At 65.7% G+C, this 16,393-nt stretch carries 14 protein-coding genes; all 14 read right to left on the reverse strand.

The features are described from left to right. Position 1 precedes the first annotated feature (1 nt). Entirely contained in the window at positions 2-1,513 is a 1,512-nt protein-coding gene (locus LPB260_RS20815; RefSeq protein WP_208710069.1) for a sigma 54-interacting transcriptional regulator, read from the reverse strand. Between the two features lie 10 nt (positions 1,514-1,523). Continuing rightward, on the reverse strand, positions 1,524-4,127 hold the full coding sequence (tssH, locus tag LPB260_RS20820; RefSeq protein ID WP_208707774.1) for a type VI secretion system ATPase TssH: 2,604 nt from the start codon (positions 4,125-4,127) through the stop codon (positions 1,524-1,526). Between the two features lie 13 nt (positions 4,128-4,140). Continuing rightward, positions 4,141-5,148 carry a type VI secretion system baseplate subunit TssG gene (gene tssG, locus LPB260_RS20825; RefSeq protein WP_208707775.1) on the reverse strand — a complete coding sequence of 336 codons (1,008 nt, stop codon included), beginning with the start codon at positions 5,146-5,148 and terminating at the stop codon, positions 4,141-4,143. After that, on the reverse strand, positions 5,112-6,905 hold the full coding sequence (gene tssF, locus LPB260_RS20830) for a type VI secretion system baseplate subunit TssF (RefSeq protein WP_208707776.1): 1,794 nt from the start codon (positions 6,903-6,905) through the stop codon (positions 5,112-5,114). The genes tssG and tssF overlap by 37 nt, the downstream gene beginning before the upstream one ends. Positions 6,906-6,975: 70 nt before the next feature. After that, entirely contained in the window at positions 6,976-7,365 is a 390-nt protein-coding gene (locus LPB260_RS20835) for a hypothetical protein (RefSeq protein ID WP_208707777.1), read from the reverse strand. A gap of 7 nt (positions 7,366-7,372) precedes the next feature. Beyond that, complete coding sequence (locus LPB260_RS20840) at positions 7,373-8,341, reverse strand: DUF6402 family protein (RefSeq protein ID WP_208707778.1); 969 nt, start codon at positions 8,339-8,341, stop codon at positions 7,373-7,375. Positions 8,342-8,352: 11 nt separating this feature from the next. Further along, entirely contained in the window at positions 8,353-8,877 is a 525-nt protein-coding gene (locus tag LPB260_RS20845; RefSeq protein WP_208707779.1) for a PAAR domain-containing protein, read from the reverse strand. A 12-nt stretch (positions 8,878-8,889) separates the two neighbouring features. Then, on the reverse strand, positions 8,890-9,297 hold the full coding sequence (gene tssE / locus LPB260_RS20850; RefSeq protein WP_208707780.1) for a type VI secretion system baseplate subunit TssE: 408 nt from the start codon (positions 9,295-9,297) through the stop codon (positions 8,890-8,892). Positions 9,298-9,305: 8 nt separating this feature from the next. Beyond that, on the reverse strand, positions 9,306-10,781 hold the full coding sequence (tssC, locus tag LPB260_RS20855) for a type VI secretion system contractile sheath large subunit (RefSeq protein WP_208707781.1): 1,476 nt from the start codon (positions 10,779-10,781) through the stop codon (positions 9,306-9,308). A gap of 25 nt (positions 10,782-10,806) precedes the next feature. Then, complete coding sequence (tssB, locus tag LPB260_RS20860; RefSeq protein WP_208707782.1) at positions 10,807-11,313, reverse strand: type VI secretion system contractile sheath small subunit; 507 nt, start codon at positions 11,311-11,313, stop codon at positions 10,807-10,809. A gap of 33 nt (positions 11,314-11,346) precedes the next feature. Further along, on the reverse strand, positions 11,347-12,909 hold the full coding sequence (gene tssA, locus LPB260_RS20865; RefSeq protein ID WP_208707783.1) for a type VI secretion system protein TssA: 1,563 nt from the start codon (positions 12,907-12,909) through the stop codon (positions 11,347-11,349). A gap of 469 nt (positions 12,910-13,378) precedes the next feature. Beyond that, positions 13,379-14,284 carry a D-hexose-6-phosphate mutarotase gene (locus tag LPB260_RS20870; protein ID WP_208707784.1) on the reverse strand — a complete coding sequence of 302 codons (906 nt, stop codon included), beginning with the start codon at positions 14,282-14,284 and terminating at the stop codon, positions 13,379-13,381. A 119-nt stretch (positions 14,285-14,403) separates the two neighbouring features. After that, a complete protein-coding gene (locus LPB260_RS20875; protein WP_208707785.1) occupies positions 14,404-15,780 on the reverse strand; it encodes a TRAP transporter large permease subunit in 1,377 nt (458 codons plus the stop codon). Next, entirely contained in the window at positions 15,773-16,318 is a 546-nt protein-coding gene (locus LPB260_RS20880) for a TRAP transporter small permease subunit (protein ID WP_208707786.1), read from the reverse strand. The genes LPB260_RS20875 and LPB260_RS20880 overlap by 8 nt, the downstream gene beginning before the upstream one ends. Positions 16,319-16,393: the final 75 nt, after the last annotated feature.

Below are 16,393 nucleotides of genomic sequence, written 5' to 3' on the forward strand. Positions count from 1 at the left end.
CTTATACGTCCGCCGGGCTGATGCTCAGCCGGTCCATGCGGTACAGCAGGGTGCGCCGTGGCAGGCCCAGTTCGCGGGCGGCCTGGCTCTGGTTGCCGCGGTTCTTGCGCAGGCAGTCGAGCAGCAGGTTGCGCTCGACCCGCTCCAGGCGTTCGCGCAGGTTCATGCAGGCGTCGTCGGCCTGGCTGTCGTGCTGCAGGTTGAAGTGCTCGGGCAGCAGTTCGCCGCCTTCGCACAGCAGCACGGCGCGCTCGACCAGGCCCTTGAGCTCGCGCACGTTGCCGGGAAAGGCGTAGCTGGCCAGTTGCGCCAGGGCGGCGTCGGACCAGCGGCACGGGTCGCGCTGGAGGAAGGCGCTGGCCTTGTCGGCGAAATGCCGGGCCAGGCGCAGGATGTCTTCGTCGCGCTCGCGCAGCGGCGGCAGCTCGATGGGGAAGTGCGACAGCCGATAGAACAGGTCCTCGCGGAAGCGCCCCTGCTCGACCTGGCTGCGCAGGTCGCGGTGGGTGGCGGCGACGATGCGCACGTCGACCTTGTGCGTCGAGGTCGAGCCCAGCGGGCGTACCTCACCCTCCTGCAGCACGCGCAGCAGCTTGGCCTGCAGGCTCAGGGGCATGTCTCCGATCTCGTCGAGGAAAAGGGTGCCGCCATCGGCCGCATCGAACAGGCCCTTGCGGTCCCGTTCGGCACCGGTGAAGGCGCCCTTGCGGTAGCCGAACAGCTCGCTTTCCAGCAGGTTCTCCGGCAGCGAGGCGCAGTTCTGCACGATAAAGGCCTTGCTGCGGCGCAGGCCGCAGTCGTGGATGGCGCGGGCCACCAGTTCCTTGCCGGTGCCGGTCTCGCCGGTCAGCAGCACGCTGACCGGGTTGTGCAGCACCTTGCCGATCAGCCGATAGACGTCGCGCATGCGCGGGCTGTCGCCGATCAGGCCATAGCCGCTGGCACAGGGGCTGGGCTGGGCGACCGGCGGCTTGTCGCCGCTGGGCGCGCGCAGGCGTTGCAGCAGGTGCAGCTGGGCGATCGCGAAGGCGCCGAGCTGGCCCAGGGCGCCGGCGAACCCGAGCAGCTCGCGGGGGGCGTGGTCGGCGCACAGCAGCAGGCCGCTGACGCGCTTGCGCTCGTCCAGCAGCGGCAGGCACAGCAGGCTGCGCCAGGGCCGTGCGGCATCCGGCAGAAAGCCGCTCTGGTGCAGGCTGGCGTCCAGCTCGGCGAGGCTGAGCACCTGGTTCTGGCACAGGCAGAACTGCAGCAGCTGTTCGCCGTCGTAGTCGCTCGGCAGGCTGTCGGCCTGGCGTGGCTGCAGCAGGCCGTCCAGCCATTCGGCGCACAGGGTCAGGCGCGTGTGGGTGCTGTCGAGCAGGTACAGCTGGCTCAGTTGGCAGTCGGCCAGCTGTGCCGCCGCTTCGACCAGGCCACCGAGCAGGCTGTCGACATCGGCCGTGCGCACCAGCCCGGCGTAGCGCTGCAGCAGGGCCTCGGCGAAGTGCAGCGGCCGCGGGACCTGATGAAACAGCGGCGGCAGTTCAGGCGAATTCACAGACCAGCGCTCCTTCGCCATCGAGGGTGGCGTGTACCCGCTGCAGCGCCTCGCCGCCGGCCATGGCGGCGAGCAGACGGTCGACCACCAGGGGCTGCAGGTGCTGGTCGAGCAGGTGGTCGATCAGACGCGCGCCGCTGTCGCCCTGGCTGCAGCGCTCGGCCAGGTGCGTCACCAGGGCCGGGCAGTGGCTGAAGTGCAGCTGGCGGCGCGCCAGGCGCTCGCCGAAACGCGCCAGCTTGAGGGTGACCAGCTCGTTCAGCACCTCTCCGCCCACCGGGTAGTAGGGCACCACGCGCATGCGCGCCAGCAGCGCCGGCTTGAAGTGCTGGCTCAGGGTCGGGCGGATGGCCAGCTCCAGGTCCTCGCTGGCCGGGCGCTGGCCGGCCTGGCAAAGGGCATCGATGCGCTCGCTGGCGAGGTTGCTGGTCATCAGGATCAGGCAGTTGCGGAAGTTGATCTCGCGCCCTTCGCCGTCGTTGGCCACACCCTTGTCGAAGATCTGATAGAAGACGTTCATCACGTCCGGGTCGGCCTTTTCCACCTCGTCGAGGAGGATCACCGAGTACGGCTTCTGGCGCACCGCCTCGGTGAGCATGCCGCCCTCGCCGTAGCCGACGTAGCCGGGTGGTGCGCCGATCAGCCGCGATACCGTGTGCTTCTCCTGGAACTCGGACATGTTGATGGTGGTGAGGAAGCGCTCGCCGCCGTACAGCAGGTCGGCCAGGGCCAGGGCGGTTTCGGTCTTGCCGACGCCGCTGGGGCCGACCAGCAGGAACACCCCGACCGGCGCGTCGGGCTTGTTCAGGCCGGCGGCGGTGGCGCGCGTGGCGCGGTCCAGGGCTGCGATCGCCTGGGGCTGGCCGCGCACCCGTTGGGCCAGGTCGCTGGCGAAGCTGAGCACCTTGCTGTTGTGCTCGCGAGCCAGTTGGCTCAGCGGCACGCCGGTCCAATGGCTGATCACTTCGGCCACCAGGCGCGGGCAGACTTCATGGCTGACCAGGCGCTCGGCGGCCTGGGCGGCGGCCAGCTGCGCCTGGGTCTCGCACAGCTCGGCTTCCAGTTGCTGCAGGTCGGCTGCCGGTTCGGCGTCGGCTTGCTCGTTGCCGGAGCCCTGGCGCGCAGTTGCACACAGCTGGCGCAGTTCCAGCAGGCGCTCGGCGAGGGCACGCTGCGTGGCCCAGCGGGTTTCCAGCTGCTCCAGTTCGGCGCGCGCTTCGCCCAGGCGCGTCTGCAACTGGGCCAGGGCGTCTGCGTCGATCGCCAGGCCGGCGTCGCGGTCGCGGCGCAGGGCCTGGTCCTGGCGCTGGCCTTCGGCGATCTCGCCGCGCAGGCGCTCCAGGGCCTCCGGCGCGGCGGCCAGGCTGATGCGCACGCGGGCGCAGGCGGTGTCGAGCACGTCCACCGCCTTGTCCGGCAGCTGGCGACCGGCCAGGTAGCGGGCGGACAGTTCGGCGGCGGCGGCCACCGCATCGTCGCGCAGGTAGATGCCGTGGCTCTTCTCGTAGACCGGAGCCAGGCCACGGAGAATGGTCAGCGCCTCGGCGACTGTCGGCTCGTGCAGTTGCACCGGCTGGAAGCGCCGGGCCAGGGCCGGGTCCTTCTCGAAGTACTTCTTGTACTCGCTCCAGGTGGTGGCGGCGATGGTGCGCAGCTCGCCGCGCGCAAGGGCCGGCTTGAGCAGGTTGGCGGCGTCGCCGCTGCCGGCCTGGCCACCGGCGCCGATCAGGGTGTGGGCTTCGTCGATGAACAGGATGATCGGCTTGGGCGAAGCCTTGACCTCGTCGATCACCCCTTGCAGGCGGCGCTCGAACTCGCCCTTGACGCTGGCGCCGGCCTGCAGCAGGCCGAGGTCCAGGCACAGCAGTTCGACGCCCCTGAGCGCCTCCGGCACCTCGCCGCTGGCGATGCGCAGGGCCAGGCCCTCGACGATGGCGGTCTTGCCGACGCCGGCTTCGCCGACCACGATCGGGTTGTTCTTGCGCCGGCGGGCGAGGATGTCGACCATCTGGCGGATCGCCGCGTCGCGGCACAGCACCGGGTCGAGCTTGCCGTCGCGGGCCTGCTGGGTGAAGTTGTGGGTAAAGCGCTTGAGGTTGGACTCCCCCGCGGCGACTGGCCTAGCGCCGCCGGTTTCAGGCTGCTGGGCCAGGGCGAAGTCGCGCAACCGCTCGGCGTTCAGCTTGGCCAGCAGCGGCTGATAGTGGCTACCGGCATAGCGCATCGGGTTGCGCAGCAGGGCGAGGATCAGCGCGGCCTGCGCCACCTGGCTCTGGCCGAGCTCCAGGCTGGCCACCAGCAGGGCGTCCTGCAGCCATTGCACCAGTTCGGTGGAGAACACCGGGTTGCGCGACTCGCTGTGCTCGCCGCGTGGTTGCAGGGCGCGGGCCAGTTCGCCGGGGTCCACCTCGGCGTCCTGCAGGGCCCGTCCGAGCAGGCCATCGGGGCGCTCGAGCAGGCCGAGCAGCAGGTCCTCGACGAGGATCTTGCTGCCGCCGCGGATCACGCAGCGCTCGGCGGCGGCCTCCAGGTCGCGGCGGGTCTCGGCGTCCAGGGCCTGTACCAGTTGTTGCAAGTCGACGTTGATCATTGTCTCTCTGTCCTTAGTGAGCTTTGCTGCCGAGGGTGACCAGGCCGTCGGCCCGGTCACGGCCGAGCCAGCTGGTCCAGCCGAGGCGGCAGGGATTGTCGGCGCCGATGCACAGTTCGCGGATCTCGTCCTGGCGCAGCTCCAGGCGGATGTCGTAGTCCAGCGGGTCGCGCAGGGTGAAGCGCACCAGCGCGCACAGGGGTTGGTAGCCGCTGCCGATCGGCAGGAATTCGTGGAAGCGCTGCCAGCCGAGCTGGCGGATATGGATGCGGAACTTGCCGCCGCGGTCGCGCACGAACTCGCCCAGCACCAGGCTCTCGCCCAGTTGGCTGTTGGCCAGGCCGAGGCGGTTGCGTTGCTCGCCGAGGATCTCCACCTGGCGCTCCAGGCATTGCTCGATATGCAACTCGGCGTGCTTGAAGTAGTAGCGCAGCACCGACTCGATCAGCGCCGCCGAATGGGCGCGCAGGCTGAGCAGGCCGAGGTAGGGCAGCAGGCGCTTCCAGTTCAGTTCGGTGGCGGCGCGAATCTGCGCGCCACCCAGGCCGATCAGGGCGAACAGCTGCTCGGAGAAGGGGTCCAGGGCGCCGCTGTGGAATCGCGCGTGGTAGCGGTACTTCTGCCAGATCGGCAGCAGCAGGCGCTGCAGGCGGTTGTTGAACAGGTCGAGGAAGTCGCGCGTCGGGTTGCCGTCTTCGCTGTCGCCCAGGGCCTGCTCGCCATAGAAGGCCGGCAGCGGTGAGCCGGCACCGAACAGGCTGACCAGGTTGATGCGCAGGCGCGCGCGCAGCTCGCCGTGCTCCTCGAAGAACTGCACGCGATCGATATCGCTGCCGGGAAAGCCCAGGCTGGGATTGGCCTGGAATTCCAGGCGCTGCTGCAGGGCCTCGTCATCCAGCTGGGGATGGGCGGCCCGCAGGCGATCCAGCACCAGCTGCACACCCTGGAACAGGCTGTACTCGCGGATGCCCCGACTCAAGCGGCTTAGAGCAGGGGCTGTTGCCCCATGCGCGGCGTCCATTGGTACACCTCTCCCTGTGTGCTCTGCACGCGCAGCTCGTGGTACGAGTTGAGGCTGGCGTAGAGGGCGAAAAATTCATTGAGCACCGAGGCGAAGAGGAACAGGTCGCCCTCGCCCACGTAGCCTTCGGGGTTCATCGTCAGCTCGGTGCGCACCCCGCGCACCGGCAGTCCGCGGTGCAGGCGGTCGACGTGCTGGTGGCGGATGCCTTGCAGACCGCCGAGCAGGCGTTTGCTGACCTTTTCGGCGTGCTGGTCGTAGTAGCGCGGCAGGTCGTAGGTCTCGAGGATCACCTTGAGCGCCTCGACGTTGGCCAGCGACAGGTAGTTCAGCGACATGTTGCTGATCAGTTTCCAGAGGAAGTCGCGGTGCAGCGGCGGCGCGTAGCTGGGCGTCACCGCGCTGATATTGCGGAAGGTCAGGAACTCCGGGGTGTCCTCGCTGGGCATGCAGATATCGCCCAGGCCCAGTTGCCGGGGCAGGTTCTGGTTGGTGCAGGTCAGCTCGATCGACAGCGTCTCGTGCTGGTCGAGGTTGCGCAGGCCGAAGCTCAGGTAGGTTTCCAGGCCGTCGCCGAGCAGCGACGGCTGCTGGCGCACGCTGTAGTGCGGCCGCGCCAGGGGCACGTCGAAGCTCGGGTCGTGCTCGAAGGACTCGAACGGCACGTATTCCTCGTAGCCCTGGCCGCCGGGTTTCCAGCCGGTGACCCGGTCCACCGAGAACACCCCGCAGTGCTGCGAATCGAACTCGGCCGGCAGCAGCAGGTACTGGTCCTGCTTGCCGTCCAGGCGGATCGGGATGGCGTCGTGGGCGAACAGGTTGACCACCGGCGTGCAGTACAGGCGCACGTTGTCCAGGGTCGGGCGAATGCGCTGCACCCCGGCCTTGACGATGTCGAAGCGCAGTTCCAGGCCGCGGGCCTGCTCGAGCAGCTCCGCGGGCAGGCGCTTGAGCGCATCCAGGCCCTTGAGGTCGACGAACAGGAACTTGTCCTGGAAGGCGAAGTATTCCTGCAGGTAGCGGTAGCCACGGAAGGTGTTCAGCGGATAGGGGATCAGCGCCTGATCTTCGTCGAAACCCACCGGCTGCAACTGTTCGGCGCCCAGGCGCAGGTTGGCCACCGCCTGGCCGCCCGTGTCCTTGACCAGGGCCTGGCCGTCGGCGCCGAGCAGCACCAGCTGGATGCCGCTCAGATGGCGCAGCAGGCCGAGGTAGAGCAGCTGACTGATATAGCGCTCGCCGGCCAGGTGCAGGCGCAGCTGCTTGAGGTTGAGCTCACCGAGGTGGCCGTCGGCGCTCATGCCCAGGCGCAGGCTGAGCAGCGCGCCGTCGCCCTTGACCGAATAATCCAGGCCGTTGAGCGCCAGCGGCAGCACCTCGGTGGCGAAGGCGGTGCGAAAGCGGCAGGTCACGCCCTGGATCGGCCTGGACTCCACCGGCGTATGGCGCGGCACCGGCAGGGCCGGACCGGGGCGCTTGAGCGGGTCGAACTGGAGCATGCTGAAGGCCGGCAGCGGACGCATGTAGTTCGGCCACAGCAGGTGCATCAGCGAGTGGGTCAGCTCCGGCAGCTCGTCGTCGAGCTTCTGCCGCAGGCGCCCGGTGAGAAAGGCGAAGCCCTCCAGCAGGCGCTCGACATCCGGGTCGCGCCCGCTCTGCCCGAGAAACGGCGCCAACGCCGGGCTACGCTCGGCAAAGCGCTTGCCCAGTTGGCGCAGGGCGGTGAGTTCGCTCTGGTAGTAATGGTTGAAAGACACTGATCAATCCCTGATTTTCTAGAGCCGTATGGCCTGTTCTTCTAGCGTTCGGTTGCGAAATAACACTTAGTCAACCGCACTCTCGCAGAGACCAGCCTGCATAACCGTCGTCGGTAGGGTAGATGGCGTTTCCGTTCACCCACTTCTCGCTTTCGCTGTCGGCGAATTCGCGTTGCCAAAGCAGCCATTCAGAACTCTTCAGCAGCGTTCCATCCTTGCGGTACACCCGGAAGTAGGCGTCACTGCTAAAGAGCTTGATGAGTTTCCCGGGTACACCCAGAGAGGAGAATTTTGGAATGTAGGCGTTGATATAGCAGGCGCGGGATTCGCTCCAAGTCGTTGCATAGGGCTCGGTGTTTCGGCTGAGGTTGGTCTTTACGTACAACCAGATGGCCAACGGCACCAGCATAACCACTGCCGCAATAAGCAAAACAATCTTGTTCCGAAGTCTGCTGGGCATGGGGTTCTCAGATGCTCGAGGCACGCGCTTTGAATTCATCAAAGTCGACATCGTTTAGGTGTACGACGATGGACACGGGGTAGCGTTTGACGGTCGAAAAAATGAGGAAGTCGCCGCCTTTGTTCCATTTCTTTCGATAACTGTTGAAGCTGCCATTGGTAACCTTGAAGTATCGATCGTCGGCTTTGTCGATGTAGTCCGGCTCAGCCAAGTAATCGATGGGGCCAGGTCGGATGACAGCTTTCTTATTCCAATAGCCCAGTAGCTGATCGCCATCGACATTTAGGAAGTCATAGGTATCTCGGACGTACAGGCCGATTTCCTCAATCTCAATAGCAGGGAATCCGTGATCGTTAGCCATTGTGCGAAATTTGGTGGCGGCAATCTTTATGGCGAAACTGCCCAATGCGCCGTATACGTCGTCAAGGTCGTCGGTAGCCTTTTCCCAAGTGCTTGCGCCGATGCGGATTAGGTTGAACTGAGAGGTGTCTTCCAGCTGAATTGCGGAGAGACCGCTGAAGTCCTCGTACGCGTTCTTCAACGTGCGAGCCTTCCCGTCGAGATGGCCGATGCGCTGCAAGCGAGTCATTAATACGATCAACCCTTTGGAAAGCTGGTCGAGTGGTGTCTTTAAACGTCCTACCGTGGCGTTGAATTCGGTGACATTGCTCAGCTCGGAGATCAGTTCCTCGACATGGCGCTGAACCCTAGTCGAGCTGCTGAACAGCCAGTCGAAAGGAAGGTCGGTGAGCAGTTGAGCGGGGGCCAGGTTGCTGGGTGAGACGCTGCCGCGTTTCACGTCCTTGGGCAGCTCATAAGCAGGACCAGTGAACCATTTACGCATTACGCGGGCGCCTTCTTTCCAACCCAACGTATCCATTGCAAGAGGGATGTCGGTGATCTTGAAGGTCTCTACAGGAGTTTCCTTGCCTGCCACTTGGCTTGCAGGGGTCAGCTTGGACAGGGTAGTGGTCATCGGCTGGCTCATTAAGCGATCACCAGAGCTGTTTGCGGCTCCAGAGTCAGGGTTACGCCTTCGGCTTTTCCGGCTGAGATCAGCTGAGTTTTGCCTTGCTCGTCTGTTACGCCGTGAATCACCTTCCCTGAGTCGGTTTCAAGACGATAGGCGTGACCGGTTAGTGGCTGCCCGCTGCTAGCGTCGCGCAAAACGAAATGCTCATTAAAGACACCAGCCATTACCACTGGCGCTGGCGCGGTAAAAGCTGCCCCCCCCCCACTGGTGCCAATCAGCACAGTCCCGGAACCCGCCGTCACCACATTGCCATGACTGCCCACGGTGCCGATGGTGGTCGCCGGCTTGCCGTTGATCAGCACGGTGGGAATCACCGCGCTGGCCAAGGCGCCGCCGCAGGCCGAGGGGTCGCCTTGGCGGGCGGCGGGCAGGCCGTCGAACAGCACGTCGGGGGAGCCGGCGGCGATCGGGTTGTTGCCGTGACCGGGAATCGGGCAGGCGGTGGGGTCGTTCAAGCGGGCGGCGGGTTTACCGGACATCCTTGTCGCTCCTCAATGGACGTTCACTTGTCCGCTGCCATCCAGGCGCGCGGAGAAACTGACCTGGCGTTTGATGCCGTCGACCTGCAGCAGGCCCTCGATGGAAAAGGACAGGCTCAGCGGGTCGTGGCTGCGCGGCAGGGAGATCACCCGCACCTGACGCAAACGCGGTTCGTACGCCTCGATGAAGCGTTCGATGGCGATACGCGCCTGCTGCAGCGAGTCGTGCAGCGACAGGCGCATATCGTTCAAATCGGGCAACCCGTAGTCGGGCAGCGTCTGCACGCTGCCCGCCCGGGTGCTGAGCATCTTGGCCAGGTGGGCAGCCACCGATGCCATGGCGGCGACCTCGCGGTCCCAGCCGGCGCGCTGGCCGGCCTCGCCACCGAGGCGTTCGAACAGGCTTCCGTACCCGGCCATAAGGATGCTTATTCCTTGTCCAGCTTGCCGACCAGCGACAGGGTGAAGTCGGCACCCATGTACTTGAAGTGCGGGCGCACGTTGAGGCTGACGCGGTACCAGCCCGGCTCGCCTTCGACGTCGCTGACGATCACCTGGGCGGCGCGCAGTGGGCGGCGGCTACGTACTTCGGAGCTGGGGTTTTCCTGGTCGGCGACGAACTGGCGGATCCACTTGTTGAGTTCCAGTTCCAGGTCGGTGCGCTCCTTCCAGGCGCCGATCTGCTCGCGCTGCAGCACCTTGAGGTAGTGGGCCAGGCGGTTGACGATGAACAGGTACGGCAGCTGGGTGCCGAGCTTGTAGTTCAGTTCGGCGGTCTTGCCTTCCTCGCTGATGCCGAAGAACTTCGGTTTCTGCGCCGAGTTGGCGGAGAAGAACGCGGCGTTGTCGCTGCCCTTGCGCATGGTCAGGGCGATGAAGCCTTCCTCGGCCAGTTCGTATTCGCGGCGGTCGGAGACCAGCACTTCGGTGGGGATCTTGGTCTCGATTTCGCCCATGCTCTCGAAGTGGTGCAGCGGCAGGTCTTCCACCGCGCCGCCGCTCTGCGGGCCGATGATGTTCGGGCACCAGCGGAACTTGGCGAAGCTGTCGGTCAGGCGGCTGGCGAAGGTGTAGGCGGTGTTGCCCCACAAGTAGTGCTCATGGCTGCCGGCGACGTTTTCCTTGTAGACGAAGCTCTTCACCGGGTTGTCTTCCGGGTCGTAGGGGTTGCGCAGCAGGAAGCGCGGCACGGTGAGGCCGACGTAGCGGGCGTCTTCCTGCTCGCGGAAGCTCTGCCACTTGGCGAACTGCGGGCCTTCGAAGTGGTCCTTGAGGTCCTTGAGGTCCGGCAGGCCGGTGAAGCTTTCCAGGCCGAAGAACTTCGGCCCGGCGGCGGCGATGAACGGCGCGTGGGACATGGTGGCGACGCTGGCCACGTACTGCAGGGTCTTGATGTCCGGGGCGCTCGGGTCGAAGAAGTAGTTGGCGATCAGGGCGCCGACCGGCTGGCCGCCGAACTGGCCGTACTCGGCGGTGTAGATGTGCTTGTACAGGCCGGACTGGACGACCTCCGGGCTGTCTTCGAAGTCATCGAGCAGGTCCTGCTTGGAGGCGTTGAGGATCTCCAGCTTGATGTTCTCGCGGAAGTTGGTGCGATCCACCAGCAGCTTGAGGCCGCGCCAGGAGGATTCCAGGGCCTGGAACTGCGGGTGGTGGAGGATCTCGTCCATCTGCCGGCTGAGCTTGGCGTCGATCTGGGCGATCATGCGGTCGACCATGGCCTTCTTCACCGGCTCGTGCTCGTTGTGCGGCTTGAGCAGTTCTTCGATGAAGGCCGATACGCCGCGCTTGGCGATGTCGTAGGCCTCGTCGTCGGGGGTCAGCTTGGTCTCGGCGATGATGCGGTCGAGAATGCCGAGGTCCGCGGCGCTGTGGCCGCTCTCTAGTGCTGCGCTAGTGCTCATTGGTCAGCGTCCTTGTCTGTGGAAATCAGGAGTCCAGGGTGGCTTGGGCGGCCAGGCCGAGTTCGCCGAGCACGCGGTCGCGCGAGTCGTCGTCGGCGAGCACGCTCTCGATGGCTTTGCGGAAGGCCGGGGCGTTGCCCAGCGGGCCCTTCAGGGCGACCAGGGCGTCGCGCAGCTCCATCAGCTTCTTCAGCTCGGGCACCTGTTCGACCAGGTTGGCGGGGTTGAAGTCCTTCATCGAGTTGATGCGCAACTGCACGGCCAGCTCGTCGTCGCTCGGCTCGTCCTGCAGGCGGTTGGCGACGCCGAAGGTCAGGTTGAGCTCCTGCTTGGCCAGCACCTCGTCGAAGCTGTTCTTGTCGATGCTGATCGGCTTGCGATCCTCGATCTTGCGTTCGTCGGCGCGCTGGGTGAAATCACCGAGCACCATCAGCTTCAGTGGCAGTTCGATCTCTTCCTGGGCGCCGCCGGTGGCGGGCTTGAAGGTGACGTTGATGCGTTCCTTGGGGGCTACCGAGCCTTCTTTGGCCATGGTCATTCTCCGTTGCGGTTATGGCCCGTGGGCCTAGTCCAGTACCACTTCGAGGTCGAGGTGGCACAACCTGCGGTAGATCTCGTCCTTGTGCTCGCGCACGGCATGGTTTTGCGGCAGCAGTTCGCAGCAGCTGTGCAGCATGCGCAGCACCTCGAGGCTGAGATCGGGCTCCCAGTCGCCCAGACCGGAGGTCTGCAGCAACTGGTCGAGCGAGTCGAGTTGGGTCTTGGCCAGTTCGTATTTCTTCGCGGCGAAGCACAGGCGCGCCAGGCTCAGCTGCCAATAGAAGCGCTCGCGGCCGCCGCGGGCTTTCGCCAGGCCCTGTTTGAGTTGCTGCACCGAGGCCTTCAGGCCTTGCTTGCGCAGTTGCGGCAGGGTCTCCTGCAGGGCCTGCTCCCAGGCCGGCTGGTCGCTGCCCTGGTCATGGGCGGGAGCGCTCTCGCTCGCCGGTGCCTGCAGGTGTGGCAGCACATGGGAGCTGATCCAGGCGCGGGTCTGGGCGTCGGCGAAGGCGCTGCCATCATGGAAGCGCAGCTCCTCCAGGCCGGTCATGCGCTGCAGGAACAGCGCCAGCTGGATCTCCACCTCGCGCATCGCCTGCTCGGCGTCGAGGCCCTGCAGGCATTGCCAGGCCAGGTGCTGGCCATCCAGCCAGAAGGGCGCGCGGGCGATGCTGGCCTCCAGGTCGACCAGCAGGTCTGCGTACTGGCCCTGCTGGTAGCGTTCCCGATAGCTGGCCAGCTTGTCGGCCGGCAGGCCGCGCAGGGCGGTGACCTGCTCGGCGTTGCGCTCCGGCAGGCTGTCGATCGGCAGCCACAGCAGGGTGCGCGCCAGGCGCAGGGCGCGCAGGTCGCTGGCCTTCTGCTTGAGCCAGTAGGCGCACAGGGGGCGGGCCTGGTCCTGCAGGCTGCGCAGGCTCTTGTGCGCATCCTTCTCGTTGTCCACTGGTGCGCCGGGCGTGAGGATCTGGGAGGCGGCCTGCTTGACCTGGGCCAGTGCCGCGCCGACGCTGCCGGGCTCCGGTTGGCCCTGGCTGGCGCGGCTCACCAGCTCGTCCAGGCGCCGGCACAACGGCAGCAGCAGCGGGGCGTGCTCGCCGAGGTGCCCGGACAGGCAGGCTTCGAGGGCGCGCAACTGTTCGGCGAGGCTGCGGAACAGCGCCAGCTGCTCGCCGATCGGTACATGTTCGGCCAGTGCCTGCTCCAGGCGCGGCAGCAGCCAGCCGATGGCGGCGGCACGGGTGCGTGGCTTGCGCGGGTGCAGGTCCGCCCAGTGGTTCAGGCACAGGTAATGCAGCAGGCTCAGGCCCGCCTGCAGCCCGGCGAAGGATTCGCGCTGGTACAGGCCCCAGATCAGCCAGGCGGCGACACGCAGGTCCTTGGAGTGGGCGCTGAGCAGCGTCTCGCTGCCTTCGCGGACTTTCTGCCAGTCGATGGCGCCGGCGTCATGCAGCGCACTGGCCTTGCCCAGTTCGTTTTCCAGGCTTTCGTATTCGCTGGAATAGCGGACATCGCTACCGGCGAAATCCCCCTGTTCAATAGGGAGTTTTGCCAGCGCCAAATAGTGGGCGGTGAGCTTACTTGAATAGGTCATTCCATGACTCGAATATATGTCCGTGCAACTCAGGTGCGCCTCTCTATATAGAGAGGCGCGGACTAACCAATAACCTGAGTTGTGCAACTTTCTGCGCACATCAATGTGCAATAAGTTGCGCAAAGCCCTTATGGGGTGGGCATCCTAGTCCGATGAGTGGCGATGGGCAACCGGCAAAAGTGTGAAGCCTGTACCAGCTGTAAACAAAGACCGAACCAATAAGCGGCAATTAGTTTCTGTGAATTTCGCGCAGCACTTGGCAATTAAGGATGGCCAATAGCGGCTGTAAGTCGTTTCGCTACCGGTGCTGTAAGTAAATACTTACTGGCAAATTAGTGGCGCATCACAAAGCGCGCAGAAGTTCGTCCGGCGCTGTGAGCGGGCGCCGGGATCGATTGTCGTGTTTGCTGTGGCCAGGCGCTTGCGGCGCTTCCGGGTGGCAGGCTTCAGAGCCTCCCCCCGGCTGGTCTCAACCCGCCAGCGGCTCGCTCCACAGGCTGACACTGAGGCGATGTTCGGCGCCGGGCGCCAGCACCACGAGGTCTTCCATGACATTGGCGTGTTCGATGCACAGCATGCCTTGCCAGGCATCGCTGGCGAACTGCGAGAGCCGTTGCGCCTTGTCGGTCCAGGGATTCCACAGTACCGCCGAGCGCGAGCCGCTGCTGCGCAACTGGATGCGCCGCTGCCAGACGGGGTCGAGGATGCTCAGCTGTGCGGGGGTGTCGAGGTAGATGCGGTCGGTTTCGCCGGCAAAGCGCAGCGGGTCGAGCTGCTGACGCTCCGTCCAGTCGTCCAGGGTGTCGATGTAGCGACAGCCCTGCAGACCTTCGACCTGGGCCTGGCGCACGTCGCCGACGGCGAAGTAGCTGTGCAGGGCCTGGCTCAGCGCCAAGGGCGCGTCGCCGAGGTTGCGGCTGACCAGGTCCAGGTGCAGGTGCTGGTCGAGGCGGATGCGCAGCTTCAGTTCGGCGGCCTGTGGCCAGTTCGGCAACGGCTGCTCGGCGCTGTTGAAGGCGAAGTCCAGATTGACTCCGTCGTCGCGCTTGTCGATGCCCAGCAGGTTCCACTCGAGGTCGCGCACCAGGCCGTGGGATGGCATCAGGTTGCCACCTGTGTGCATCGCTTGCACCGCCTGCGGGTTGCGCCGCAGGTCGCCGAACCAGGGCCAGCACACCGGCACGCCGCCGCGTACGCTGCGCCCGCTTTCGTAGGCCGCCTGCTCGCTCAGCCAGATCAGCGGCCGTTCGCCGTCGCGCTGGTAGCTCAGCAGCTGGGCTCCTTGCTGAGCGACCAGCAGCTCGGCGTCCGCATGACGGATGCGCCAGCAGGTCAGGGCGCCCATTTCGATCCGTTCAACGTTGGAAGTGGCCATTGCTATGCCTTGTCGCCAGTGAAGATGACCCTATTGGAACGCAGCTTGCCCGGCAGTCCAAGGGGCAGATAGCAAAACGCCCGTCACGAGGACGGGCGTTTTGCCGGTTGCGTTGCCTGTTACTTGCCGTAGACCTGTTCCGGCAGCCAGGTGATCAGCCCCGGGAACTGGTAGGCGATGACCAGCAACAGCATCTGGATCAGGATGAACGGAATGACGCCGCGGTAGATGGTGCTGGTCGGTATCGAAGCGGGGGTGACCCCGCGCAGGTAGAACAGCGCGAAACCGAATGGCGGGGTGAGGAAGGAGGTTTGCAGGTTCAGTGCGATCATCACCCCCAGCCAGACCGGATCGAGGCCCATGGCCAGCAGCACCGGGCCGACGATCGGTACCACCACGAAGGTGATCTCGATGAAGTCGAGGATGAAGCCGAGCAGGAAGATCACCAGCATCACCACGAAGAAGGCGCCGAGCACGCCGCCGGGCAGCTGGGCGAACACCTCCTCGATCATCGTCTCGCCGCCGAAGCCGCGGAACACCAGGGAGAACAGCGAGGCGCCAATCAGGATCATGAACACCATGGCGCTGATTTCGGTGGTGCCGTAGGCCACTTCGCGCAGCTGGCCGAAGTTCAGCTTGCCCTTGGCGAAGGCCAGCAGCATGGCGCCGAGGGCGCCGAGGGCCGCCGCTTCGGTGGGCGTGGCGTAGCCGGCGAGGATAGAGCCCAGGACTGCGGCGATCAGCGCCAGCGGCGGTAGCAGGGCGGCGGTCAGCTTGCCCCACTCGATCGGGCCGAGCTCCTCCTGGGGCAGCGCCGGCAGTTTCTTCGGCTGGAAGATCGCCGTGCCGACGATGTAGAGGATGTACAGGCCCACCAGCAGCAGGCCGGGGATGAAGGCGCCGACGAACAGGTCGCCGACCGACACGGTCTTCGGCGAGAAGATGCCCATCTTCAGTTGCGCCTGCTGGTAGGCGCTGGACATCACGTCACCCAGCAGCACCAGGACGATCGATGGCGGGATGATCTGCCCCAGGGTGCCGGTCGCCGCCAGGGTGCCGGTGGAGATGGCCGGATCGTAGCCGCGGCGCAGCATGGTCGGCAGGGCCAGCAGGCCCATGGTGACCACGGTGGCGCCGACGATGCCGGTGCTGGCGGCGAGCAGCGCGCCGACCACGCAGACGGAAATCGCCAGGCCACCGCGCAGGGTGCCGAACAGCCGCGACATGGATTCCAGCAGGTCCTCGGCGACCCGCGACTTCTCCAGCATTACGCCCATGAACACGAACAGCGGCACGGCCAGCATGGTCTGGTTGTTCATGATGCCGAACAGGCGATTGGGCAGGGCGCTCAGGTAACCGGCGTCGAAGGTGCCAGTCAGCGCGCCGATGCCGGCGAAGATCAGCGATACACCGCCGAGGGTAAAGGCCACGGGGAAGCCGGCCATCAGGGCCAGGCAGATACAGACGAACAGCAGAATCGCCATCAACTCAACCATTTTTCACCTCGGACTCGGGCAGGCGGCCGGCCAGCAGGTAGGCCGCCTTGATCAGATCGGCAACACCTTGCAGGGCGAGGCTGAAGACCAGCACCAGGATGATGCTCTTCTGCAGGTAGACGAATTTCAGGCCACCGGACTCGCTGGAGGCCTCCAGGGTCGACCAGGAGTTGGCGACGTAGTCCCAGCTGGCCCAGCCGAGGTACAGGCACAGCGGCAGCAGCAGCAGCAGGTTGCCGCAGACCTCCACCAGGGCTTGGCGGCGGCTGGTGAACTTCTGATAGAAGATGTCCACGCGCACGTGGGCGCCACGGATCAGGGTCCAGGCGGCGGCTCCCATGAACACCAGGGCATGGGCGTAGAGCACGGATTCCTGCAGGGCGATGGCGCCGATGCCGAAACCGTAACGCAGCACCACCACGATGGCGGTACCGACCACCAGGAACAGGGTCAGCCAGGCGCATCCCTGGCCAAGGCGGGTGTTGAGCGCGTCGATCAATCGAGCAATGCGCAACGGCATGGGAGGGGTGTCGGACATGTGGAGTCCTTGTCGTTGTGGGTGAGAGTTGCAGGCAGCCGCGGATTCTAGGCGGGCCCGGGCGAAGGCGGCAAT

It is taken from the genome of Pseudomonas sp. LPB0260, assembly GCF_013388395.1.